A 22890-nucleotide genomic window follows, 5' to 3' on the forward strand; every position below is an offset into this window, starting at 1 on the left:
ATAACAGCTCAGATTTGTCATGGCCTAAAAATCTGCTTTAAGCCTCATTTATCAGTGCTTGAAAAAACTATAAAGCAATTTTTTAAACCGCATAATATCATAGCACACCTAGTAGGGTTCTTGCAAATTACCCGGTTAATTAAGTCATGCTGATCCAAAATCAAAAAGTACTTCAATAGTGGTTAAACTTAATTCTACTATGTTTTAAAAGTCATTGTATTACTCTACACTTTTTGCCGTTTCCCGCAAAACTGATTTTTTACATATTAAGGATCAGGTTTTCTAATGACTGTTCATTTTCCAGATTCAATTTGGTACGAAGTCGATAGCGGGCTTTATAAACAGAGTCAGTAGAAACGCCAAGGATGTCTGCCATCTCTTTTGCAGAGTATTGCATTTTGAGGAGGGTAGCCAATCTTAATTCTGCTGTAGTAATGCCTGGAATGGATTGTTTAAGTTGGGTCATAAACCCTGGGTGTAACCTTTCAAATAACTTTCGGAAAGCAGTCCAATCTTCTTCTGTTAAGATTTTCATTTCATTGATCCGCTCCAGGTCATCCTGCACATCCACCCGGTTTTGAATTACTGACAATCGATTTTCAAACTCCTGTAACATTCTTGATTTTTCCATTAGGCTGGATTTGAGCATATCCAATTGGGCTTCAATGGCATTTTTTTCAGCCACCAATCGCTTACTTTCAGCCTCGGCAGAAAGTCGTTGTGCCTTCATTCTGTTTCTTGCTATTAAAAGAAAGCTTCCGATGATTGTAAATAATGAAATAACAATCATTAATAGGATATTCCTTCGCTGTATGATACTTTCTTTTTCTAATTCCGCCACACTTAGCTCCCATGAAGCTTTTTCATTATCCATCCGTAACCGGGTGATATTTTGACTGCTCAATATTGAAATATACCGGATCGCATCATTCAGTTCTTTATACTTTTCAAAGTATTCATTGGCAAGCCTATTGTCCAAATAAACCCGATAAAAATCAGATAGACTTCTGTAAGTTTCCAACAAGTAAAACTGTGTTTGCAGCAAATATTTGTTTTGCGAATTCAATAATAACTGTTCTGCTTGTTCAAGATAAAACAAAGACTCCTGTTTCATACCTTTGTTCAGGTACAACCTTCCAAGGTAATTGGATGCATATGAGGCCACATTGCGTTCCGTATTGAGGCAGGTTTCAATCGCATTTTTCAAAAGTTGCTCTGCTGCATCTGTCTCTCCTAATGCCAGGTACACATGGCCCAAGTAAGCATTATTAATTCCCCGCCACAAATCATCTTGGTACAAGGAAATTTTTTCATTGGCCAGCACAAGGTATTCCTTTGCCTCAGAGAAACTACTTTTTCTCAAAAATGCCTGCCCTATACCATTGGTGGCAACAATTTTTCTTCGTTTATCAATTTCAGACACTTCCAATTTGTATTCCAAAAACAATTTATAATAGCCTATAGTGGCATCATAATCGACTACTTGAAAGGCCATCTCACCCAAAAATTCATATTTGTCCGCCAATTTTATTCTCGGGATATATTCTTCCATCACTTCTATAGCATCTATACAATTTCCTAATGCTAGATCAATTTTAAAGAAGTCATGTAAAAGAAAGCCACTGTACCACCTAGCGTGGGCCAACAATAAGCGATCTCCAGATCGTAATCCATTTTCTTTTAGGGCAGAAACAGTCTGATCCAGGTTCATCAATTCAGATTTATCAAAGGTCCTATTTACCATGACTTCAAAAATCAGGAATCTTGTCCTTAGCCAGTGCTCATTTGGTTTTATCTGTGGACTTATGGTTTGGAGCAAATCTTCAAAAAATTCAAAGCCCATGTATTCATGGGTTTTAATTTTGTTTCTCATCAAATCCAAAAAAGGATCTTCTTTGGAAGATATGGCTTCGAAAAAATCGCTGGGAGCACTTTTTACACTGTTGCTCAAGAAAAAAAGTAACATTAAAACCAATAGGGCCTTCAATCTTTTACGCATTTCTCAATAAATGGTAATTCCTGTCTAAATTATATAAAAAAAGTTTGATAATGGCCAGAAATTTACCTGATAAATATAGAACCACTTTTCCGGCCACTATATCCATATTAAAAAATAGAAATAAAAAACTACCTGTTGACCCAACAGGTAGTTAGTAATTCACTTATGCAAAATATCATTTGTTATTTCAGACTGAATCTGATGGGTAATTGGTAGTATGTTTCAATTGTATTATTCCCTTGTGTAGCAGGGTTCCATTGTGGCATTCCTTTGATTAAATCCAAAGCAGCCTCGTCTAAAATGGGTTTAAAGCTCTTTTTAATGATGGCATCCATAATTTTCCCTTCTGAAGTAATTTTGAACATAACAACCACTGTTCCTTCCAAACCCTGCCGGATGGCTAGAGGAGGGTACTTTAAATTATCCGATATATAAGCTTCCAAGGCTTCCTGACCTCCAATAAATCCTGGAGGTACCATTTCCAAAAAGATAGATTCCTTAAATGGATCTGATTCAAGCATGGTTATCATTTTCTCTTCCCATTGGGCATTGACACTAAATGATAGCATAAATGTCAATAAAACAGCAGTAGTAAATTTGATGGTTTTCATATGGCATTGGTTTGTTTAAAAAAGAATTTTACATCTGATTAATTGCATTTTGTAAAATTACTTTTCCGCTTCCCCGAAGCCTAATTTTCCATTTGGACAAAAATCAGACATCTTGCCAAATGATAAAAAATGTGGATATGGACAAAATCTGGACAGGAATGAAAAAAAATGTGGGCTTTTTATAACCGACTTTTGAATACGCAGTGCCACACCCAAAGGAATTTTTTTGTTCCCTGCAACGAATGGCATGGAGTATACAATGATTCTTTCTGCCTTTGTGTCTTTGGGGCGATCCTATTCAACCACAACTTGTCCTGAAAGCTGGAATATTGACAAGAGAAAACAAAAGTAGTCCTCATGAAGAAAAAAATAGTCCAACATACGTTTATATTTAGTTGATTTTTAATATATTGTAGTATCTTTTTTTCAAAACATTTTATTTCCACCATTTAAAATTTTGACTTATGGAAAAGTTCAATCATTTTAATATCCAGCAAATTGCCCTGTTTTTTACGCTAATCATTCTAGTTTCCTGTACAAAGGATAATCCAGATTTTGATCCTCAGATTAGAACAGGTGAATTGGTTCATGGAGTTTATATCGTGGAATCAACTCCAATTACCACTAAGTTTAGAATAGATATAGGAGAAAAGGCAATTTTTTACCCTTCAGGAAGCCTGGGAGGCATTAATGTTTCTAAAAATGGAGTAATTGAACTCCAAAATCCGTTTGTAGGGATATTGTGGGTGGAGGTTGAAAGGAATGGAAATACTCAGAGAACAAACCTGCCCATTTATGTCGCTCAAAATGAAAAATTGGCAAAGGATGTAATTAACAATATGGTAAATTACCAAAACCAATCCCTTGTTTTTATAGCAAGACATGCCGATGCTTCAATTGGTCAGGATGCATTTGACCCTGAAAAAGAGGATTGGTGGAAATCCTGTGACCCTGGTCTGGCGAGGCAAATTGACGATGCCGGAGTACTTCAGGCAAGGAGAATAGGTCAAGGGATCAAAGCATTAAACATTCCGGTTAGACAAGGGATTAGCAGTGAATTTTGCAGGGCTTACCAAACCCTTGAGATGATGGACTTGCCCATCGAAATTTCCAAAAAAGCTGAACTAAACCTTCATTTGGAAAGTGTTGAAAACCCGTTAGATGTTCCGGAGATTTGGCCTGAAGTAAAGGCTATGATCGAGGAACAGGAAATATCCAATGAAATTCTGGTTGTAGTTTCCCATTGCAATTTGTTTGATAGAAATCCTTTCAATGAACAGATAGGCTGGAGTTCATTGCAGGGAGATGGATTTTTAATGGCGAAGAATTCTAATGGAAGTCTGGATTTCATAGGGCCAGTTCCAAATTTTCTTTGGACTGCTTTTCCCAATATGCCCAACCTATAACCTAAACTTAAAAGAGAAAAGAATGAAATCAAAAGTTATCCACAATATAACTTCAAGTGAAAAGGAATCTGCTCCAATATCCAAATTAATTTTTGTCTAAAATCTCGCTTCTCGCCATGTTGTCAAAATCATTCCCTTCTTCAAACCTTTGAGTATTTGAGCCTTTGTGGCCATGTAACTGAACCACAAAAGATACAAAAGAGAACAAAAGTTATCCACAATACAATTCTGAGCTGTAATTGCCTAAATATCTGCGTTTAACCTCATTCATCATTGGGTAATTTCTTTAACTTGAATAAAAAAGTTATCCATGATAATCTTACAAACTTTTGTACATGATGTAGGCATCCACCAATCCCAACTTTTGATGTCTGAAGGCTTGGGGAATAGTGCCGATGATGGAGAAACCAAAACTTTTCCAAAGCTTGACGGCAGATGTATTGGTACTGACGACTATGTTGAACTGCATGCCCAAGTATCCCTTTGCCCTGGCAAAATCAATGGAGTGTTCACATAAAAGTCTGCCTATGCCTTTTCCTTTTTCTTCAGGATGGACCATGTAGCCTGCATTGGCAATATGGCTTCCCAAGCCAGGTTGGTTTGGCTTGATGTAATAGCTTCCAACTATCTTTCCTGACTTATCCACAGCCACAAAAGTATCCATAATGTCGGCAAACCAAAGTTTTTTCAGGTCGCACTTGGGAGTTTCGGGCACAAATGAAAAGGCATCCCCTCCGGCAATCACATCTGAAAAAATCTCCCAAACCCCATCATAGTCTCTTTCAATATCTGCTTTTTTAATTTCCATTCTAATTCATCCAATTTCCAATATCCATCAATATCTCTCAATATCTCTACCTATTTCAAATTATTTCCATCTATTTCAAGTGATCCCGATCGGGTTCAGTTTATCCTCCAATATCCAATATCCATCAATATCCATCAATATCCATCAATATCCATCAATATCCATCAATATCCATCAATATCTATCAATATCTATCAATATCTCTACCTATTTCAAATTATTTCTATCTATTTCAAGTGATCCCCATCTGGTTCAGTTTATCCTCCAATATCCAATATCCATCAATATCTATCAATATCTCTACCTATTTCAAATTATTTCTATCTATTTCAGGTGATCCCCATAGGGTTCAGTTTATCCTCCAATATCCAATATCCATCAATATCTATCAATATCTCTACCTATTTCAAATTATTTCTATCTATTTCAGGTGATCCCGATCTGGTTCAGTTTATCCTCCAATATCCAATATCCATCAATATCTATCAATATCTCTACCTATTTCAAATTATTTCCATCTATTTCAAGTGATCCCCATCTGGTTCAGTTTATCCTCCAATATCCAATATCCATCAATATCTCAACCTATTTCAAATCTATTTTCAAAATATAATCATCCGCTGTCATAAAGAAAGTCTTTTCATCTGTGGAAAAGGCACAATTGGAAGTAGCCTCACCTGTCCTCAGTCTGGCCAGGACTTTTCCATTGGGATCAAAAACCCAAACCCCTCCGGGCCCTGTGGCGAAGATGGTTCCCGACCTGTTGATTTTCATCCCATCCGGAAGGCCTTTGAAACCTTCTTTTCCTACAAATTCGGTGGCATCAAAAAACAATGTCTTATTGTGGATAAGTCCATCTTCCAGTACTTCATACCTGTACCAAACTGCCATTTTTGGATCAGAATTGGCCACATATAGGTATTTTTCATCCCGACTGAATGCCAGTCCATTGGGACGGGAGATGGTATCGAGCAGCACCAACTCCCCGGAGGTTTTCAGGCAATAGATTCCCTGAAAGTCCAGTTCCTTTGCAGGGTCATTCATATTGAATTCCAGTCCATAAGGAGGGTCTGTGAAATACATATTTCCGGCTTTGTCAAAAACCACATCATTGGGGCTATTGAAACGTTTGCCCTCATACTTATCCACAAGGGTAATGAATTCGGATTTTGGCTGATCAAGGGGGCTGTCCATACGTGCCATGCGCCGGTCTCCATGTTGACAAAGTACCAAGCGGCCCTGTGGATCCAAGGTCAGACCATTGGCCCCTACTTCGCCACCACGAGGGGTATCGTCTGTATATCCCGAGGGTTTGAGGTAGAGACTGAGTTCGCCTTTGGCGTCAATGCGGAAGATAGAATTGTTGGGGATATCTGTGAATATCAGGCTTTGCTGTTCTTCCAGCCACAACGGTCCTTCCGTCCAAGCAAATCCCTGTGCCATGATATGATAAGGCGCTTCAGGATGGATCAAATCCAGGATCTGATCATCCAGGATTTCTATAAAAGCATCATTTTTCATGGAGCTGGGTTTGGAGGTGCAGGAGAGCAAGAACAGATTTATCCACAAGCTGACAATTACCAATCTTATCATGGTCGGAGGTGGTTTTTAGTGATGATTTCACCTAAATTAAATATAATTGTGTAAACAGTAAATATTTTAGAATTAGTTTAAACTCGAATTCTAAGACATTTAAAAAGTAACGTTAATTAGCGAACTTGAGATAAATGATAAAAAGTTGTTGGTTAAAAATCGTGATATATTGAAAACGAAATCGTCTAAGTAGTGCGGGGAGGAATGAATTTCGTCCGGGCCGGCGCTGGCCTTGCGGGGAGAAGGATTCGAAATTCTTGATTTTTTTGGTTACTTTTTTTATCAAGAAAAAAAGTGACAAAAAGAAAACGTTAAAATCCAGTCATTCAGGTTTAATTGTAATTTATGTTTTGATCCCAAATATGGGTAAGTTAAATAGAAATATGCATTAGGTTTTCTACGCCAAGGCGCACAAGTTGTTACGAGTTCTAATGCAAATTCCGGGTTTATGGATAATTTGAAGTACTCATGAAAGATCCCAATCAAAACATTTGCTTTTTAGACCTTGAGGAAGACCCTCAAAGTGGAAAATTGTTGGATTTCGGTGCTGTGAAGACCGATGGGGGTACTTTTCATGGAACCAACCTTAAAAAATTTGAAGAGTTTTTAGGCAGCTCACCCTTTGTATGTGGACATAATCTTTTTGGACATGACCTCCCCCTTCTCCAGAAAAAAGGGATCCGCTTCCCTGCTGTTATCGACACCTTGTTTTTATCTCCTCTGATATTCCCAAAGAAGCCTTATCACCATTTGGTAAAAGATGACAAACTTCAGAGCGATAGCCTCAGCAACCCACTCAATGATGCTATCAAAGCCAAGGACCTGTTCTTCGATGAGCTGAGTGCTTTTTTGGATTTGGATAAAGCATTACAGAAAATTTTTCATGGCCTACTGTCTCAAACAGAAGCATTCAAAGACTTTTTCAAATATTTGGGATTTAATCTTGCTGTGGAAAATCTTCCGCAACTTATCCATGGTCATTTTGCAGGAAAAATATGTGCGGGAGCGGATGTGGATAAGTATGTCCGAGAGCAACCTATTGCCCTTGCCTATGCGCTTTCACTGATCAATTGCGGGGACAGGTTTAGCATTACCCCTCCATGGGTATTGCAACGCTTTCCCGATACGGACAGGTTAATGACCATGCTTAGGGGAAGACCCTGTATCTCCGGTTGTGCTTACTGCTCACAAACATTTGACATACATTCAGGACTGAAGAGGATTTTTGGTTTCGGGCAATTCAGAACCTATGGAAATGAGCCTTTGCAGGAAAAGGCCGTAAAAGCGGCGGTAGATGGAAAATCCCTACTCTGCATCTTTCCCACAGGAGGAGGGAAGTCCATTACTTTTCAGCTGCCGGCCCTTATGTCGGGAGAAAGAGAAAAAGCCCTTACCCTTGTGATTTCACCCTTGCAATCCTTGATGAAGGACCAAGTGGATAACCTGGAAAAGATGGGCATCACAGAGGCCGTTACCATCAATGGACTTTTAGACCCTATCGAAAGGTCCAAGTCTTTTGAAAGGGTAGAAGACGGTTCGGCTTCTTTACTCTACATTTCACCGGAATCTCTGCGCTCCAAAAGCATTGAAAGGCTACTCTTAGGAAGAAAAATCGATAGGGTGGTGATCGATGAGGCCCATTGTTTATCTTCCTGGGGACAGGATTTCAGGATTGATTACCTCTACATTGCTGATTTTATCCGGAAACTTCAGGAAACCAAAAACCTTTCTGAACCCATCCCGGTCTCTTGCTTTACAGCCACTGCGAAGCAAAAAGTTATTGAAGATATCCGCAATTACTTCCGCGAAAAACTTTCCCTCAACCTGGAAATTTTCCGGTCGGGTGTGTCCAGGACCAATCTGCGCTTTGAAGTGGTCGAAAGGAATAAGGAAGAGGAAAAATATCTCGCACTCCGCGACTTGCTGGAGGCCAAAGCCTGCCCCAGCATCATCTATGTTTCACGGACCAGAAAGGCATTTGACTTAGCGCAAAGGCTGAACAAAGACGGTTTTCCTGCACGTGCCTACCATGGCAAGATTGACAAAACCGAAAAAAGCCAAAACCAGGATGCCTTTATTTCAGGAGAAGTCAACATCATGGTGGCCACCTCTGCTTTTGGTATGGGTGTGGATAAAAAGGATGTGGGTTTGGTGGTGCATTATGAAATCTCAGATTCCCTGGAAAACTATGTGCAGGAAGCCGGACGTGCAGGAAGGGATGAAAATATCGAAGCGGAATGTTTTGTCCTTTTTGATGAAGAGGACCTCAGCAAGCATTTTATCCTGCTGAACCAAAGCAAAATTACCCTCAAAGAAATCCAACAGGTCTGGAAAGCGATCAAAAATCTCACCCGTTACAGAAGTCAGGTGTCAAACTCTGCCCTGGAAATTGCCCGTCAGGCAGGTTGGGATGACTCCATGCGGGAAATCGAGACAAGGGTGACCACAGCAATTGCCGCCTTGGAGGATGCCGGATACCTCAAACGTGGACAAAACATGCCCAAAATCTTCGCCAGCAGCATTCAGGTCGCCAATGCACAGGATGCCATTCTAACAATAGAAAGCTCTCCGAGATTTTCCCAAAACCAGAAAGTCCAGGCTGTCCGAATCATCAAAAAGCTATTTTCTTCCAAAAGCAGACAAAAACAACTAGAGGATGAAGCAGAGGCAAGGATTGACTATATCGCTGACCACTTGGCTATGGTCAAAGAAGAGGTGATTGAAATCATTCACCTGTTGAGAGAGGAAAAAATCCTGGCCGATTCCAAAGACCTACAGGCATACATCCGAAGATCAGATGCCATCCAAAAGCCCATGGACATTGTGGAAAACATTGGATTGCTGGAAAATTACCTTTTGGGCCAAATCCAGGCAGAAGCCCGGATTTTCCAGGTCAAAAGCCTCAATGAAGGTGCCGCGCTGGAGGGTTTAAGGGGGATAACACCCACCAAAATACGCAGCGTAATCAATTACTGGGCCATCAAAAACTGGGTAAGCAAGCAGTTTTCCACATCCTCCAAAAACCATGTGGAGCTGAAAGCCAACTTATCCACAGAAGTGCTGAAAGAAAAATTCCGCAAAAGGCATGACCTGGCCCGCTTTATTGTGGATTATCTGTACCGAAAGGCGGCATTGGCAGCACCTGACCTACCATTGTTTTCCTGGGAGATGCCTGTGGATTTCTCCGTACTGGAACTGAAAGAAGCCTTCGCCTCTGAAGCAGGACTCTTTGAAAGGAGCTGTAGTCCCGCCGAAGTGGAAGATGCCCTTTTCTACCTTTCCAGGATGGATGCCCTCAAAATCGAAGGGGGCTTTTTGGTGCTCTACAACCGCCTGACCATAGAGCGCACCGAGAGGGACAATAAGGCCCGGTACAAGCAGGAAGATTACCAGAAGCTAGAACGGTTTTATGAAAACAAGGTGCAGCAGATCCACATTGTTGGGGAATATGCCAAAAAGATGATTTCGGACTATCGGGATGCACTCCAATTTGTAGAGGATTACTTTCAGATGAATTACCCGGCTTTTCTCAATAAATATTTCAAGGGCAATCGCCAAAAGGAAATCAGCCGTAATATTACTCCTGCCAAATTCAGGAGGCTTTTTGGGGACTTATCCCCAGCCCAACTGAAGATCATCAACGACCAACAATCCAAGAATATCGTAGTAGCTGCCGGACCTGGAAGTGGAAAAACCAGGATACTTGTCCACAAATTGGCCGCACTCTTGCTTATGGAGGATGTCAAGCATGAACAATTGTTGATGTTGACCTTCTCTAGGGCTTCGGCCACGGAGTTCAAAAAGCGGTTGATGGGACTGATAGGAAATGCCGCCCTTTTTGTGGATATCAAAACTTTCCATGGCTATTGTTTTGATATCTTGGGGAAGGTGGGCAGTCTGGACAAAACCAAAGATGTCATCGTGCAGGCTACCCAAATGATCCGGGAAAATAAAACCGAGCCTAAGGAAGTCACCCGCACCGTCCTGGTCATTGATGAGGCACAGGACATCAGCGGGGAAGAGTTTGCCTTGATTGAGGCACTGATGGAACAGAACGAAGACATGCGGGTCATTGCTGTGGGGGATGATGACCAGAACATCTATGAATTCCGGGGTTCAAGTGCAGTGTACCTTGAAAAATTCATCACTGAAAAGCAGGCCCTCAAATATGAGTTGGTGGAAAACTACAGGAGCAAATCCAACCTGGTCGATTTCTCCAATCAATGGGTAGCAACCATAAGCCAAAGGTTGAAAAACACCCCCATCATGGCCCATCAGACTGAACTTGGTGTTATCAGGTTACAGCAGCACCAAGGCAGCCACATGATCTGCCCTTTGGTAGATGACCTGATTTCCAGTTCACTTAAGGGCAGTGTAGGCGTTCTGTGCAGAACCAATGAGGAGGCATTAGGCATCCTTAGCCGTCTTTTGCAAAAAAACATTTCCGCCAAGCTGATTCAAAGCCATGAGCAATTCCATTTGCTGCAACTCTTTGAAATCCGATTTTTCTTCAATTCATTATCCCTAGGACCCGGTCAGTTTACGATCCCGGAAGAGAAATGGAAAAGGTCCAGGCAGCAGCTGGAAACTGCTTTTGGCCATAGTCAAAAATGGGAATTGGTCAATCGACTTTTGGCTGATTTTGAACAGATTTTTCCCAAAACCAGGTACCGGACAGACCTGGAAGAATTTATCCGGGAGTCCAAAATAGAGGATTTTACCGATCAGGAATATGGTACTGTTTTGGTTTCTACGATCCACAAAGCCAAGGGCAAGGAGTTTGACCAGGTGTATATGATGCTCAACCAATCCGATTGCCGGGATGACCAAGAGCGCCGCCTTTTGTATGTGGGAATGACCCGGGCCAAGTCGCTACTGTCCATTCATTACCGTGGAAATTACCTGGATGGCCTCACAGCGGATGCAATGGAAAGGATTGAGGCTCCAGCAATTACCAAGGATCAAGGCCCTTTGATATTGCAACTTGGGATGAAGGATATTAATTTGGGTTTTTGTGCCTTTCGACAAAAACTTATTCACAGCCTAAGGACTGGGGGCTTGTTAAGTTTGGAAGGAAATGATTGCTTGAATGATCAGGGTCAACCTGTTCTTCGTTTTTCCCAGGCTTTTCAGCAGACTTTGGCCCAGTATATAGAAAAAGGCTATACCGTACAGCAGGTATCCGTCAATTGGCTGGTCTATTGGCACAATCCGGAGACCGAAAAAGATGTTTTGGTGCTGATGCCGGAGTTGGTGCTGCATAAAGAAAACACGAAACAGATTTAATTAGATATCCTAGTTAATTAAAGATAAGGCTAAAGGCCATCCTGCTTTTTGATTTTGAACCTTGAATATCAGTATTCAGTATACCTTATTAAACCAACCTATAACCCATGATCCATTCAGATTTTATCCATCATAACCCCAAGCTCCATATTTTTCTTCCACTTTACTATACGCTCTGGGCTGATAGTATCCTGACACCCACTGAAATCAAAGAAATGGAAGCCTTGATAGAAAGGCAGGAATGGTTGGGTGTAGAAGAAAAGGCTTGGCTGCTGGAGAAATTGAACCCCACGCAACCGCCCAAGCCCAAAGTCCTTAAAGCGATCCGAAAAGAGATCCAGTCTTTGGAAATCAAAGAACTGGAAAGTCTCAGCAGCATTGGAATAGCACTTGTCCGTAAGTATGATCCAAAGCTAGCATTCAGCCAAAAAACAGTACTTGATTTTCAGAATACCGAACGTGCTCTCGGTCTCCTAGGAAAGGAAGCCGGCTATGCTTTCAAATCGGGCCATCAGACTATTACCACAAGCCATGTAGCGGAACAAAACTTTGACATCAATGAGATGGCCAAAATTCTGGATGGCAAGCAGGCAGTGTTGATCCGAAAAGTAAAAACCATCATTGCTGATCCAACTTTTGCTTACAGGGAGTTTGACAGCCTAAAGGAACAGCGGGAACAAACGCTGGTTTGGTGTCAGGAACTTGCCAAACAGGGCTTTGGGGCATGGGCTTTTCCCAAATTTGCTGGAGGTAAGCAAGACATGGAGGGTTACTTTACCATCATGGAAACCCTCTCTTACCATGACCTGAGCATGGTCATCAAATTTGGGGTGCAGTTTGGACTATGGGGTATGAGTATCTTTTTCCTAGGCACGGACAAACACCATCAAAAATACCTCAAAGATGTGGGCAGTCTAAAATTGCCCGGCTGTTTTGCCATGACGGAAACCGGACACGGATCCAATGTGAGAGGCCTGGAGACTACAGCCATCTACAATCACAGCAAAAAGACCTTCACCATCCATACCCCCAATCCGGATGCCAGAAAGGAATACATCGGAAATGCTGCCATGCACGGTCAAATGGCAACCGTTTTTGCCAAGTTGATGATCGATGGCGAGGACTTTGGGGTAAATGCTTTCATTGTTCCTCTAAGAGATTCCCAAGGTAATATGGAGCCCGGTGTAAGCATAGAAGACTGTGGCCGGAAGATGGGACTTAATGGGGTTGACAATGGAGTGATTTATTTTGATCAGGTAGAAATTCCAAAGGAAAATATGCTGGACAGGTTCTCCTTTGTCAATGAAGCAGGTGAATTTGAAAGCCCCATCAGTTCTGACAACAGGAGATTTTTTACTATGCTCGGTACTTTGGTGGGGGGTAGGATAGGGATACCAAGGTCTGCCCTATCTGCTTCCAAAACAGGGTTGACCATTGCTATCCGACATGGGGAGAAGCGAAGGCAGTTTGGTCCTGAAGGAGGGGAAGAGGTACCTATCTTGAATTACAGAATGCATCAAAGGAGATTGATGCCGCCATTGGCAAGCAGTTATGCACTCCACTTTGCTTTGCGCTACCTCACTGAGCGGTTTTTAAACAGAACAGAGGAAGATGCCCAGGAGATTGAGGCTTTGGCTGCGGGGTTAAAGGCCTACACGACCTGGTTTACAACAGCGACTTTGCAGGAATGCCGGGAAGCCTGCGGAGGAAAAGGATACCTCTCAGAAAACAGAATCGATGCTCTCAAAAATGATACAGATGTATATACCACTTTCGAAGGAGATAATGTAGTCTTGATGCAGTTGGTGGCTAAAAATAGACTCACGGAATTCAAGCAGGAATTTGGTGACATCAACATGTTTACCATCTTTAATTATGTCGTTAGTCAGGCCAAAACCTCAATTACGGAAAAGAATCCTTTGATCGTAAGAAATACAGATCAGGCCCACCTCTTGGACATGGACTTCCACCTGAATGCCTTCAAATACAGGGAGAGAGCTATCTTGGCGAGTGCAGCACAAAGGATCAAAAGGCATATTGACAATGGAATGGATTCCTTTGATGCCTTCAATGTAGTCCAGCACCATTTGGTCAATGTAGGGCAGGCTTATATTGAAAGAATCATCTTGGAAGAATTCCAAAAAGCAGTAAGAGAAGCTGCCGGCAAAGGTGTGCAGGATGCACTGACCCAACTTTGCCAGTTGTATGCTTTGCATACGATAGAGAAAAATAGCGGTTGGTACCTGGAACAAGGGTATATGGAAGGTGTCAAAACCAAGGCGATCAGAAAAGAAGTCAATCAACTCTGTTGGGAAATCAGAAAAAATGCTTTGGCTCTTACCGATGCTTTTGATATTCCTGAAAGCTGCATTGCCGCGCCCATAGCCAAGAGAAATTGATCTGCCAATAATCCATGATATCGACTCTTCTCCTCCTGCAAATGTGCCAGGAGAGGTAGCGTTATCCGGGGAAAATGCCTTTATTCCCCACAGGCCCCTTCTTCAAACTTCAAAATACCTTTGGCACCGGCTTCACAAGCATTGCCGTAGGTTTTTCCATCGCAGCCACAGACGGGTTGATAGATGGCTGGACACATGATATCTTCCCTTATTTTACTGCTATCAAAGCAGTCTTTGGCCAATAACACCTCTGGTTCAGTTTGTACATTTTCACACATAAAAGCTGAGGAAAAAAGGAATGGAAGAACAAATAGAAGGTTCAGTGTTTTTTTCATGGTCTTGGTATTTTCTGTAAGACGAATAAAAGGGCTTAAGGTGCTACAGGCAATAGGTTATTTTTTTCTTAAAATTATCCGATTAAAATTAGTTGTGGGGTTGGGGAATGATTTGACAATTAGTATTTTCAAAGAAATGAAAATGAATAATGGAATTTCCCAAGGATTCAAACCTTCCTACTCATCTATTAGCTTCTTGTTTTGATAGCACATCTGCTACCTATAAGTACTATTGGTTTTTGAGTATTCTAGATTGTCTTAATGGTGGAATAAGGATAATTGAAAAAAGAGAACTCTTCGCTCGGATGGTTGCCATACCTTGGTATACAGTGAATTATTTTCAGGTTTCTTTTGGTAAGCAGGACGTGATTCATAGAGCAGTAGAGAATATAAAAAGAATTGAAAATATTTCCATTGAGGAGCACAAAAATGTAATTGTAGAGAAGTTAGTTCAATCTCAAAATCAAGAAACTCAAAAGACACTGAATCATTTTAATAATCAAGTTCCCCATTGGTTTTTGGCTCCTTGGTTAAAAGGAGAAAAATTGATATCAAGAATATACTCTAGATCTCAAGGCTTTGAAAATGATTGTTTATATGCACTTTACCCAAATCATGTTGAAATAAACTCGAATTGGATACCTTACTTAATCCAAAATATACGCTTTTTAAGAGACTTTTGCTTTTGGAATCTCGCCATTTTCTTACAAAAAAGGAATCCTGGCTTACCTGATGTTCCAAGTAAACTTATAAAGCCTCCTTCAAGAATCCCATTAACCAATCAAAGGAAGAACTTTTGGAATCTTTTCTTTGATGAAGTTGGAACAATGAAGTGTATTTATACTGGCGAAAATCTAAATAAGTCAAATTACGTAGTCGAACATTTTATTCCTCACAGATATGTTTGTCATGATCTTATTTGGAATCTTGTACCGGCAGATTCAACATTTAACTCCACCAAAAGTGACAAAATACCTGTGTTAGAAGACTTCTTTGATGATTTTTATGAAATTCATAGAAAGGCCATTGAAATTGTATCTGTAAAAGATCCCAAATCAAATTACCTTTTTGAATACTTAGATATTTTTCAAGGTGTCCAGGATATAAAAAAATTATCAGAATCATTTGAAAAAGAAAAATTCAGAAAAACTTTTAATCCAATGGTTTTAATGGCAATTAATAATGGGTTTCAATCTTTAGCCAAATCATGAAAAATAAATTTTCCCATCTCACTGCTAAAGAAAGAGAAAAACTTTCTTATCCAGCAAGATTGCTTTTGGATAAGACGTTGCTTAGGGGAAAGATCCTAGATTTTGGTTGTGGTTTTGGAAAGGATGTGGAAATTCTCCAATCCAAGGGTTTGGATATCCAAGGGTATGACAGGCATTATTTTCCAACTTATCCACAAGGTAAATTTGATACCATCATCTGTTTTTATGTTCTGAATGTGTTGATGCTGGAAGAACAAACCAAGGTTTTATTGGAAATTTCGCAAATATTAAAACCAGGAGGAATAGCCTATTTTGCTGTCAGAAGGGATGTGAAAAAATCAGGTTTCAGAAACCACAAAATACACCAAAAACCCACTTATCAATGTAACGTCATACTTCCATTTCAATCTGTTTTTCGAAATGAAAACTGTGAAATTTATGAATATCAACATATTAATCATCTGATTCATGAAGATGGTCAGTCGTGTATTTTTTGTAACCCTTCGAAGGATATGGAATTGATTGCAGAATCGGCATCAGTTTATGCTATCTATGACAAATATCCAGTTGGTAATGGCCATGCTTTGATTATTCCCAAGAGACATGTGGAAAACTTTTTCGATTTAAGCTTGAAAGAACATGCAGCTTTGTTTTTTGTGCTTAACCATATAAAAACCCAACTTCAAAACCTTTTTAATCCAGATGGATTCAATGTGGGAATCAACATAGGAGAAAAAGCCGGTCAAACCATCCCCCATGTGCATATTCATTTAATTCCAAGGTATGCAGGGGATATTGATGATCCTGAAGGAGGTGTCAGGGGGGTTATTCCTCAAAGAAGGAAGTATAAGTAAATTTAATAGTGTCAATTTTTTGTTTCTTTAAAGCCACAACCCCACACCTAAAAAATCAGTATAACACACTATGAAGAAATTTTTGATATTTTCTCTTTTTGCCCTGTTGATACAGTCCTGTATCACTTCTCGCATCAACTCTCACAAACTCGTAGACCAAGCCGAACGCTATAATAAACTACTTTTGCTGATCACTGACTCTGAGCAGGATTTCTATGAATGGAATCAGGAAAACTTTGACTATGTGATCTACAGTAGGTTCAACCACCTAGATACCGATTATGAAAGGAAAGTCATTGGCAATGCCCTGCAAAGGAACATAAGACCTACCATCATCGTCCCTGCCGACAAAGCCTTCACGATCCATAGTGAGGTGAGCTATGCAGACTTTATGAACACCCTCAATTACTTAGAATATGATGCGGTATTGTTGGTTCAGATCAAGGGCTTATGGAAGGAGCAAAGAATCAGAGAAGGGGACAGTTATTTTGTACCACGATCAGAATTTCATGTATTTCTAATAGATAAACAACGCTTCAAAAATCAATACCTCGCCAAAATAAATGTGGATGGTGGAAGCGGATGGAATAATTTTGAAGAGATATTCAGCCGCTTTTCCAGAGAACTCGCCAAGGACCTCAGCGACAAAGGATTTATCCTAAGACCTGCTGTATTGTGATCCAAGGATTCATTCCTGATTTAAATACCACAGCATCAATCTGGCAATGCTTCACGACTTTTACATCGCTACAAAAAATTTATGCCTGATTTTGCAAATTGTATTTTACAATTTGTAAAATCAAATCTTCAAATAATGAATCCAACAAGTCCTTTTCCCACTACAGGCTATTATGGTCCCAAGTACTTTTGTAACAGGAAAATTGAAACCCAAAATATCCTATCCATGTTGACTGGTGGTGAATCTAGTCTTTTGCTTGGTTTCAGAAGACTTGGGAAAACAGCCTTGATACGTCATGTTATGGGAAAAATTACCCAAAGGTTGGATAGGAATTTACCTTAATATCTTATACAGAAAATGAAAAGGAATTTTTGAATTCGCTTGCTTCAGGTCTTTTACAGTCCATACCTGAAAAAAGTCCGTTTGGAAAAAATGTTTGGAACTTCATCAAATCCCTAAGGCCAACGATTAGTTTTGATGCACTTTCTGGTATCCCATAAGTCGGATTGGATGTAAAAGACACCCCAAAACAAGTAAAGGACATCTTTCAGTTTTTGGTTCAACAGGATATCCCAATAGTAGTTGCCATTGATGAATTTCAGCAGACAGGTAACTATCCCGGAAAAACACGGATGCCTGGCTTAGGGGATTGATATAGTCACTACCCAACGTGCGTTTCATTTTTGCTGGCAGTCAGCAACATTCCTGCTGGAATTTAATTTTTTAGGAAAGCAAATGGCCTCGGTAAATCAGAATTTTTGGGAATGGGACTTCAGACTTTCCAAGAGTTTGTTCATCAGCTGTTCCAGTTTGCTTTTGTCCTTTTCGGCCCAATTCGCAAAGACGGCATCCAAACTGGATGAAATCAAAGAAGCCTTGGACTGTAATGATTTTCCCGGATAGGTCAATTGAATCCCCACCTTGCGTTCATCTTTCTCACTTCTTTCCCTTTTGACCAAGTTCATTGCCTCTAAGCGCTTCAATAAAGGTGTAAGTGTTCCCGAATCCAAAGAGAGTCTCTCTCCTATTTGGGATACCATTAGCCCATCCTCTTCCCAAAGACAAAGCATGACGAGGTATTGTGGATAGGTCAAGCTCAAGGACTCCAAAGGTTCCCGGTAAGCTTGCGAAATCAGTCTGGATACTACATAGAATGGAAATCCAGGTTCTTTCTCTAGATTGGCCATAATTTTTGATTGTAAACAATTAAATTTATGAAAATTTATATTCGAAAACAAGGGAATTAATACCTCATTTGTTGATTTTTCTCAGGAACAAGGTTTGCTTTCAATTTTAGTTGTAGATAAGGATAAAATCATTTAGCTTTAAAAGTTTACACAAAGTTTAAAATGAGACAGATCCTAACATTATTTTTCTTATTAAGTATACTCCTTTTGGGTTGTGAAAATGAATATGATGATCCTAAAAAAGACCCAACCATCAAGACATTGGAAGCCGAAGTAAACGCAGCTGGGTCTGTTATGCTTAAAGGTGAATTGACTAGTCCATCCAATATCAGAGAACATGGCTTCCTTGTATCTGAAGATAGCGATTCATGGATAAACCCTATCAATAATATAAGGTTGGGAAAACCGAAGAAATCGGGTCCCTATCAGTACGAATTGGGAAGGACAAGTCAAGCAAATAGAACTTACTATTACAAAGCTTATGTAGAAACTGATATACAAATTATATATGGAAGTGTAGTATCATTTGTTTCACGTGGTCTCAAGGACCCCGTAATCACCAGAGTGTCGCCAGAAAAAGGTCATTTGGAGGACTGGATCAATATTTATGGTAGAAATTTTGGAGATGATCCTTCAAAAACCTTAGTGCGTTTTGGAGAAGTCGCTACATTTTATTGGTTAGTGGTCTCAGACACCTTTGTCAAAGCCCAGATTCCCGCAAATGTCAAATCTGCGGACTTTAATGTCAACGTAATCAATATTTCTTATGGAACTGATAAAATTGCAACTTACCCATATTCACTTTATAAACCTGAAATCCATGAGGTGGATCCTAAAATTGTAAAAATAGGTGAGCCTTTTAAAATCATTGGAAACCATTTTGATTCAATACCTCAAAGAAATACTGTCTTTGTTGGTAATATGAAATTAGAAATCTTGGGCGCAAGAAGGAAGGAATTAACAGTAAGCTTACCCAAAGAGCTGAAAACGAGCGATCACCCAATTCGGATAGAGGCACAATTACAAGAAGCACTATCAACTTTTAATTTAAGCTTGGCTGAACCCATTATCACAGAAATCCCGGATTGTGCAGTAACTTGGGATGAAATTTTAATAAAAGGTGAAAATTTTAATCCTGATGTGTTTTGGAATCATGTAAGTATTGAAGGTCAAGAAGCGCAAATTATAGGTGGCAATGAGAAAGAAATTCTGGTAAGGGTTCCAAGGGGTCCTTTTCCCAATGGTAATGCTAGGATTACTGTGAAGGTAGCGGACAAATTAAATACTTTTTCCAAACCAATGTGCATTAATGACGACTGGTTGATGGTTTCCAATAAACTTCCTTTTCATTTTTATGGGAATGCAGGAGCATTTTCACTTAACCAAAAAGGTTACGTTATTTCCAAATCCGCAGATTTCAATGACCCAAAGGATTACCTTTGGGAATATAATCCAAGCAATGGTTCCTGGATCAAAAGCAGTCCGCCTTTTGAAAAGGCCTATACCGGTAATGTAACAACAAGCAATGGGAAGGCGTTTCTTTATACAGGCCAAGATGCGGACAACTTTTGGGAATTTGAACCTTCAACTAAAACATGGACCAAAAAGGCAAACTTCCCTGGTGAAAAAAGGGCTGCGCCAAGTATGTTCGCATTCTCAGGAAGAGTTTTTCTAGGACTGGGAAGCTACTCGGAAGGCTTGAACAATATCGACTATTTGGATCTTTATGAATACAATACAAGCACTAATTCATGGCTAAAATTGACAAATCCTCCAGCTGGTTTGACAGGAAGTAACAAGGCCTCAGCAGTTACTTTGGATGGATTTGTGTATATTTTTGGAGGGGCAAAAGACACAGGAATGAACAAACTTTTTAGATATGACCCATCAAATAATAGCTGGACCAATCTCGCGGCTTTACCTCAAGCAATCAATATGCAGACTGGATTTGCTTTCAAAGGTAAAATATATTGTGCAACCGGAACTCCAATTGGTGGAGGAGCAACCCCGGATGTTTGGATTTATGATCCATCAAACAATACCTGGCAAGCAGGCCCCATTGTAGGGAAAATTGGGAGATACCGGGCATTTTCTTTCGTAATCAACGATGAAGTATTTTTGGGCGGTGGAGATGGAAATGGGTTTAATGAATCATTCATTGAAGAATTTTTTAAATTGAAGAACTAGTCTTTCTCCAACATTTAAAAAAAAACCGCTGAGTTCAATTCATGCTCAGCGGTTTATAATACCCATAGCCTTCGTTAAAAAAAGGCACATGGACAGAATTTTTTCCTGATTAATAATACCTTCCAATCATAGGATGGTCCACAATGGCCCGGCGAAGCTCCAAGTTTTTGATGGTTCCAGGTACTTTGTATGCCACATTTCCTCCAGGCTCAATCAATAGGGTCAAAGGTAAACTTCCATCCCATCCATTTTTTACCACATCGATTACGGCATATTTATCATCTGTATCAATGAGGTAATTGCTCACTGCAGAATATTTGGACTTGAGAAATTTGAGGACTTTTTCTTCTTGGTCGGGATTGTCCATACTCAATGAAACAAATCGGAAATCCCTTGCCCCATACATGCGCTGAATTTCAATGAAATCAGGATATTCCACCACACAAGGTCCACACCAAGTTGCCCAAAAATTGATTAGCAATAATTGGTCTGTATCGTTATGCAGCAATTCCGATAATCCTGTGGTAGAGATCTTTTCAACTGTGACAGGTTTCTTTTTCCATTCTTCATTGGTTTTGATGGCATACTCATTTTTCCATGCCCACTTGGTAGAACATCCGAAAGCAGGTGTGATGGCCTTATCAGCTTCCAATGCCTCTCCTGCCAATGTCCTGTCAATTGCATTTCTGATATCCTCTGCATTGGCAGTTCCCGGTTTTTCAGAACTGTCCATCCTGCCCGAATAAGTCAGCTTCCTTTCCTTGTCAAAAACAAAAACTTGCGGAGTTACCGCAGGACCATATGCCAAAGAATATTCATGTGTGTCGCCATCATAAAGATAAGGGAAGTTATAATCCATGTCTCTATATCGGATCTGCATGCTGTGGTAATCATCATTCAAGTCGGTGTAGCCTAATTCTTCCGGTAAAATTCCGATGGGACTATTTGCAGAAATGGCTACAAATGCCACTCCCTTGTTGCTGTAATCATTGACCACTTGTTTAAATCGCTCTTCATAGGCCTGGGCTGTTGGGCAGTGATTACAGGTAAAATTGATCACTAATACATCTGCATCTTTGAAGTCATCAATGGATACATATTTTCCATCCACATTGGGAAGGTTGAAATAGGGCGCCTTGTCCCCTATAGCCAATTTTCCTACAGGCTGTTCTGACATTTCCTGTGGATTTGGAATAAATTCTCCGTTAGGTTTTGCCCCTTCCATACTTTGCTGGGGGCCACAGGATGCCAGAATAAGTATTCCTGCCATCATTAGTGTGGATAAATAATTTATTTTCATAGTGTTGGGTGTTTGTTTACCAAATGATAGTATCCATGCCGATACTTTGCTGTATCATTAATTTCGTTCCAAGATTACTTTGTGGTCCATTTTTGTAGATCAGCTAAGCTGTTGTTTAGTTATCCAGAGCTATTAGTGATTTTTAACAACTTTCCGATTATTTATTTTACATAAGCAGCAGAATTCAGGAAATCAAAACTCCTTTTCACACTTTCAATAGGCTCGAAATTGTACCTTTCTACTTCAACATAATAATCCTTCATGCCCTGCTTGTATGCTGCTTTGAAAATAGCCTCAAAATCCATAGTTCCGCTGGCCCCGATTTCCTCTTCATCTTTGATATGTAGTACTGGGAATCTTCCTCCATACCTTTCCAAGTAAGCAACAGGGTCCTGACCTCCTTTTTGGCTCCAGTAAACATCCAGTTCAAAGCAGACCAGTTTGGGATCTGTATTTTCTATCATATAATCCATCATGATTTTTCCTTCGATGGCTTCAAACTCCCTGGCATGGTTATGAAAGCCAAAAAGCATTCCTGACTTTTTGGCGATTTCCCCAATGCTATTGTAATAATCAATCCAGGTGTCCAGTTCTTTTAAAGTGGTAGGTATGGGCATAGAGGGCTTGATTAGGTATTTGGCGCCCATGGTCTTATGGTCTTCCACTGCTTTTTTCCACCAGTCCAAAGCCTCTCCCTTTTTGGCGGGATCATAGGTTCTTGGGCCACCAACATGGGCTGACTTTAATTTCATGCCAAGGTTTTCTATGTATTTCCTGAAAAATACAGGATCCATACCATAGACCTTTCCTTCTGAATAACTTGCTGTTTCCAGGTTTTTATACCCTATAGATGACACATACCTTAAGGTATTTTGCGGGTCATCTCTCATGGCCTCCCTTAAAGAATAGAGCTGTATCCCTATGGGTTTTTTGGCCATTTTCTCTGCCCATAATGACTGGGGTTTCAATAGGGTTCCCAAAGCAAGGGCGCTTGATATTTTCAGAAAATCTCTACGATTGTTCATAGTATGCCAG

17 protein-coding genes are annotated in these 22890 nt (G+C 40.2%); 9 read left to right on the forward strand and 8 right to left on the reverse strand.

What is annotated here, in order from left to right:
- Positions 1 to 259 precede the first annotated feature (259 nt).
- Both CLV48_RS13510 and CLV48_RS13515 read right to left on the reverse strand, forming a co-directional pair.
- Positions 260 to 1999, reverse strand: coding sequence for a hypothetical protein (locus tag CLV48_RS13510; protein ID WP_106567820.1), 1740 nt, complete (start codon positions 1997 to 1999; stop codon positions 260 to 262).
- Between the two features lie 182 nt (positions 2000 to 2181).
- The gene (locus CLV48_RS13515; protein WP_106567821.1) at positions 2182 to 2610 is read right to left on the reverse strand and encodes an energy transducer TonB; all 429 of its coding nucleotides are present in this window, start codon (positions 2608 to 2610) and stop codon (positions 2182 to 2184) included.
- 464 nt (positions 2611 to 3074) lie between these two features.
- Here CLV48_RS13515 and CLV48_RS13525 point away from each other — a divergent pair, with 464 nt between their 5' ends.
- Complete coding sequence (locus CLV48_RS13525; RefSeq protein WP_106567823.1) at positions 3075 to 4016, forward strand: histidine phosphatase family protein; 942 nt, start codon at positions 3075 to 3077, stop codon at positions 4014 to 4016.
- A 319-nt stretch (positions 4017 to 4335) separates the two neighbouring features.
- Here CLV48_RS13525 and CLV48_RS13530 read toward each other — a convergent pair whose 3' ends face one another.
- Positions 4336 to 4824, reverse strand: a complete 489-nt coding sequence (locus tag CLV48_RS13530) for a GNAT family N-acetyltransferase (RefSeq protein ID WP_106567824.1) — start codon at positions 4822 to 4824, stop codon at positions 4336 to 4338.
- A 585-nt stretch (positions 4825 to 5409) separates the two neighbouring features.
- Positions 5410 to 6417, reverse strand: coding sequence for an SMP-30/gluconolactonase/LRE family protein (locus CLV48_RS13535; protein ID WP_170069028.1), 1008 nt, complete (start codon positions 6415 to 6417; stop codon positions 5410 to 5412).
- A 468-nt stretch (positions 6418 to 6885) separates the two neighbouring features.
- Between CLV48_RS13535 and CLV48_RS13540 the strand changes: the two genes are divergently transcribed.
- Together CLV48_RS13540 and CLV48_RS13545 are read left to right on the forward strand one after the other, a co-directional pair.
- Entirely contained in the window at positions 6886 to 11703 is a 4818-nt protein-coding gene (locus tag CLV48_RS13540) for a RecQ family ATP-dependent DNA helicase (RefSeq protein ID WP_106567826.1), read from the forward strand.
- 107 nt (positions 11704 to 11810) lie between these two features.
- Positions 11811 to 14102: an acyl-CoA dehydrogenase family protein gene (locus tag CLV48_RS13545; RefSeq protein WP_106567827.1), complete on the forward strand. Its 2292-nt coding sequence runs from the start codon at positions 11811 to 11813 to the stop codon at positions 14100 to 14102.
- 80 nt (positions 14103 to 14182) lie between these two features.
- Here CLV48_RS13545 and CLV48_RS13550 read toward each other — a convergent pair whose 3' ends face one another.
- Positions 14183 to 14437, reverse strand: coding sequence for a Kazal-type serine protease inhibitor family protein (locus tag CLV48_RS13550; RefSeq protein ID WP_106567828.1), 255 nt, complete (start codon positions 14435 to 14437; stop codon positions 14183 to 14185).
- A gap of 149 nt (positions 14438 to 14586) precedes the next feature.
- Here CLV48_RS13550 and CLV48_RS13555 point away from each other — a divergent pair, with 149 nt between their 5' ends.
- From CLV48_RS13555 to CLV48_RS20765, 5 genes are all read left to right on the forward strand, one after another.
- Entirely contained in the window at positions 14587 to 15648 is a 1062-nt protein-coding gene (locus CLV48_RS13555; RefSeq protein WP_106567829.1) for an HNH endonuclease domain-containing protein, read from the forward strand.
- Positions 15645 to 16502 carry a bifunctional class I SAM-dependent methyltransferase/HIT family protein gene (locus tag CLV48_RS13560; RefSeq protein WP_106567830.1) on the forward strand — a complete coding sequence of 286 codons (858 nt, stop codon included), beginning with the start codon at positions 15645 to 15647 and terminating at the stop codon, positions 16500 to 16502. The genes CLV48_RS13555 and CLV48_RS13560 overlap by 4 nt, the downstream gene beginning before the upstream one ends.
- 70 nt (positions 16503 to 16572) lie before the next feature.
- Positions 16573 to 17181, forward strand: a complete 609-nt coding sequence (locus tag CLV48_RS13565; RefSeq protein WP_106567831.1) for a hypothetical protein — start codon at positions 16573 to 16575, stop codon at positions 17179 to 17181.
- Positions 17182 to 17316: 135 nt separating this feature from the next.
- Positions 17317 to 17523, forward strand: coding sequence for a hypothetical protein (locus tag CLV48_RS20760; RefSeq protein WP_245889559.1), 207 nt, complete (start codon positions 17317 to 17319; stop codon positions 17521 to 17523).
- A gap of 164 nt (positions 17524 to 17687) precedes the next feature.
- Positions 17688 to 17834 carry a hypothetical protein gene (locus CLV48_RS20765; protein WP_245889560.1) on the forward strand — a complete coding sequence of 49 codons (147 nt, stop codon included), beginning with the start codon at positions 17688 to 17690 and terminating at the stop codon, positions 17832 to 17834.
- A gap of 96 nt (positions 17835 to 17930) precedes the next feature.
- Here the strand turns inward: CLV48_RS20765 and CLV48_RS13575 are convergent, their stop codons facing one another.
- A complete protein-coding gene (locus tag CLV48_RS13575; RefSeq protein WP_106567832.1) occupies positions 17931 to 18368 on the reverse strand; it encodes a MarR family winged helix-turn-helix transcriptional regulator in 438 nt (145 codons plus the stop codon).
- A gap of 162 nt (positions 18369 to 18530) precedes the next feature.
- On the opposite strand from CLV48_RS13575, the gene CLV48_RS13580 reads away from it, so the two are divergent.
- Positions 18531 to 20555 (forward strand): IPT/TIG domain-containing protein, encoded by a 2025-nt coding sequence (locus CLV48_RS13580; protein ID WP_106567833.1) that lies wholly within the window; start codon positions 18531 to 18533, stop codon positions 20553 to 20555.
- A gap of 109 nt (positions 20556 to 20664) precedes the next feature.
- Here CLV48_RS13580 and CLV48_RS13585 read toward each other — a convergent pair whose 3' ends face one another.
- Positions 20665 to 21855 carry a redoxin domain-containing protein gene (locus CLV48_RS13585; RefSeq protein ID WP_106567834.1) on the reverse strand — a complete coding sequence of 397 codons (1191 nt, stop codon included), beginning with the start codon at positions 21853 to 21855 and terminating at the stop codon, positions 20665 to 20667.
- 161 nt (positions 21856 to 22016) lie between these two features.
- Positions 22017 to 22880 (reverse strand): sugar phosphate isomerase/epimerase family protein, encoded by an 864-nt coding sequence (locus tag CLV48_RS13590; RefSeq protein ID WP_106567835.1) that lies wholly within the window; start codon positions 22878 to 22880, stop codon positions 22017 to 22019.
- Between the last annotated feature and the right edge of the window lie 10 nt (positions 22881 to 22890).

Source organism: Cecembia rubra (assembly GCF_003014575.1).
Taxonomy (GTDB): Bacteria; Bacteroidota; Bacteroidia; order Cytophagales; family Cyclobacteriaceae; genus Cecembia_A; species Cecembia_A rubra.

What these genes read in the sequence shown, in the direction of transcription:
- CLV48_RS13510 (WP_106567820.1), bottom strand. Translation starts at nt 1,999, where the DNA reads ATGCGTAAAAGATTGAAGGCCCTATTGGTTTTAATGTTACTTTTTTTC.
- CLV48_RS13580 (WP_106567833.1), top strand. Translation starts at nt 18,531, where the DNA reads ATGAGACAGATCCTAACATTATTTTTCTTATTAAGTATACTCCTTTTG.
- CLV48_RS13535 (WP_170069028.1), bottom strand. Translation starts at nt 6,417, where the DNA reads ATGATAAGATTGGTAATTGTCAGCTTGTGGATAAATCTGTTCTTGCTC.
- CLV48_RS13540 (WP_106567826.1), top strand. Translation starts at nt 6,886, where the DNA reads ATGAAAGATCCCAATCAAAACATTTGCTTTTTAGACCTTGAGGAAGAC.
- CLV48_RS13555 (WP_106567829.1), top strand. Translation starts at nt 14,587, where the DNA reads ATGGAATTTCCCAAGGATTCAAACCTTCCTACTCATCTATTAGCTTCT.
- CLV48_RS13565 (WP_106567831.1), top strand. Translation starts at nt 16,573, where the DNA reads ATGAAGAAATTTTTGATATTTTCTCTTTTTGCCCTGTTGATACAGTCC.
- CLV48_RS13590 (WP_106567835.1), bottom strand. Translation starts at nt 22,880, where the DNA reads ATGAACAATCGTAGAGATTTTCTGAAAATATCAAGCGCCCTTGCTTTG.
- CLV48_RS13585 (WP_106567834.1), bottom strand. Translation starts at nt 21,855, where the DNA reads ATGAAAATAAATTATTTATCCACACTAATGATGGCAGGAATACTTATT.
- CLV48_RS20760 (WP_245889559.1), top strand. Translation starts at nt 17,317, where the DNA reads ATGAATCCAACAAGTCCTTTTCCCACTACAGGCTATTATGGTCCCAAG.
- CLV48_RS13530 (WP_106567824.1), bottom strand. Translation starts at nt 4,824, where the DNA reads ATGGAAATTAAAAAAGCAGATATTGAAAGAGACTATGATGGGGTTTGG.
- CLV48_RS13525 (WP_106567823.1), top strand. Translation starts at nt 3,075, where the DNA reads ATGGAAAAGTTCAATCATTTTAATATCCAGCAAATTGCCCTGTTTTTT.
- CLV48_RS13545 (WP_106567827.1), top strand. Translation starts at nt 11,811, where the DNA reads ATGATCCATTCAGATTTTATCCATCATAACCCCAAGCTCCATATTTTT.
- CLV48_RS13550 (WP_106567828.1), bottom strand. Translation starts at nt 14,437, where the DNA reads ATGAAAAAAACACTGAACCTTCTATTTGTTCTTCCATTCCTTTTTTCC.
- CLV48_RS13575 (WP_106567832.1), bottom strand. Translation starts at nt 18,368, where the DNA reads ATGGCCAATCTAGAGAAAGAACCTGGATTTCCATTCTATGTAGTATCC.
- CLV48_RS13560 (WP_106567830.1), top strand. Translation starts at nt 15,645, where the DNA reads ATGAAAAATAAATTTTCCCATCTCACTGCTAAAGAAAGAGAAAAACTT.
- CLV48_RS13515 (WP_106567821.1), bottom strand. Translation starts at nt 2,610, where the DNA reads ATGAAAACCATCAAATTTACTACTGCTGTTTTATTGACATTTATGCTA.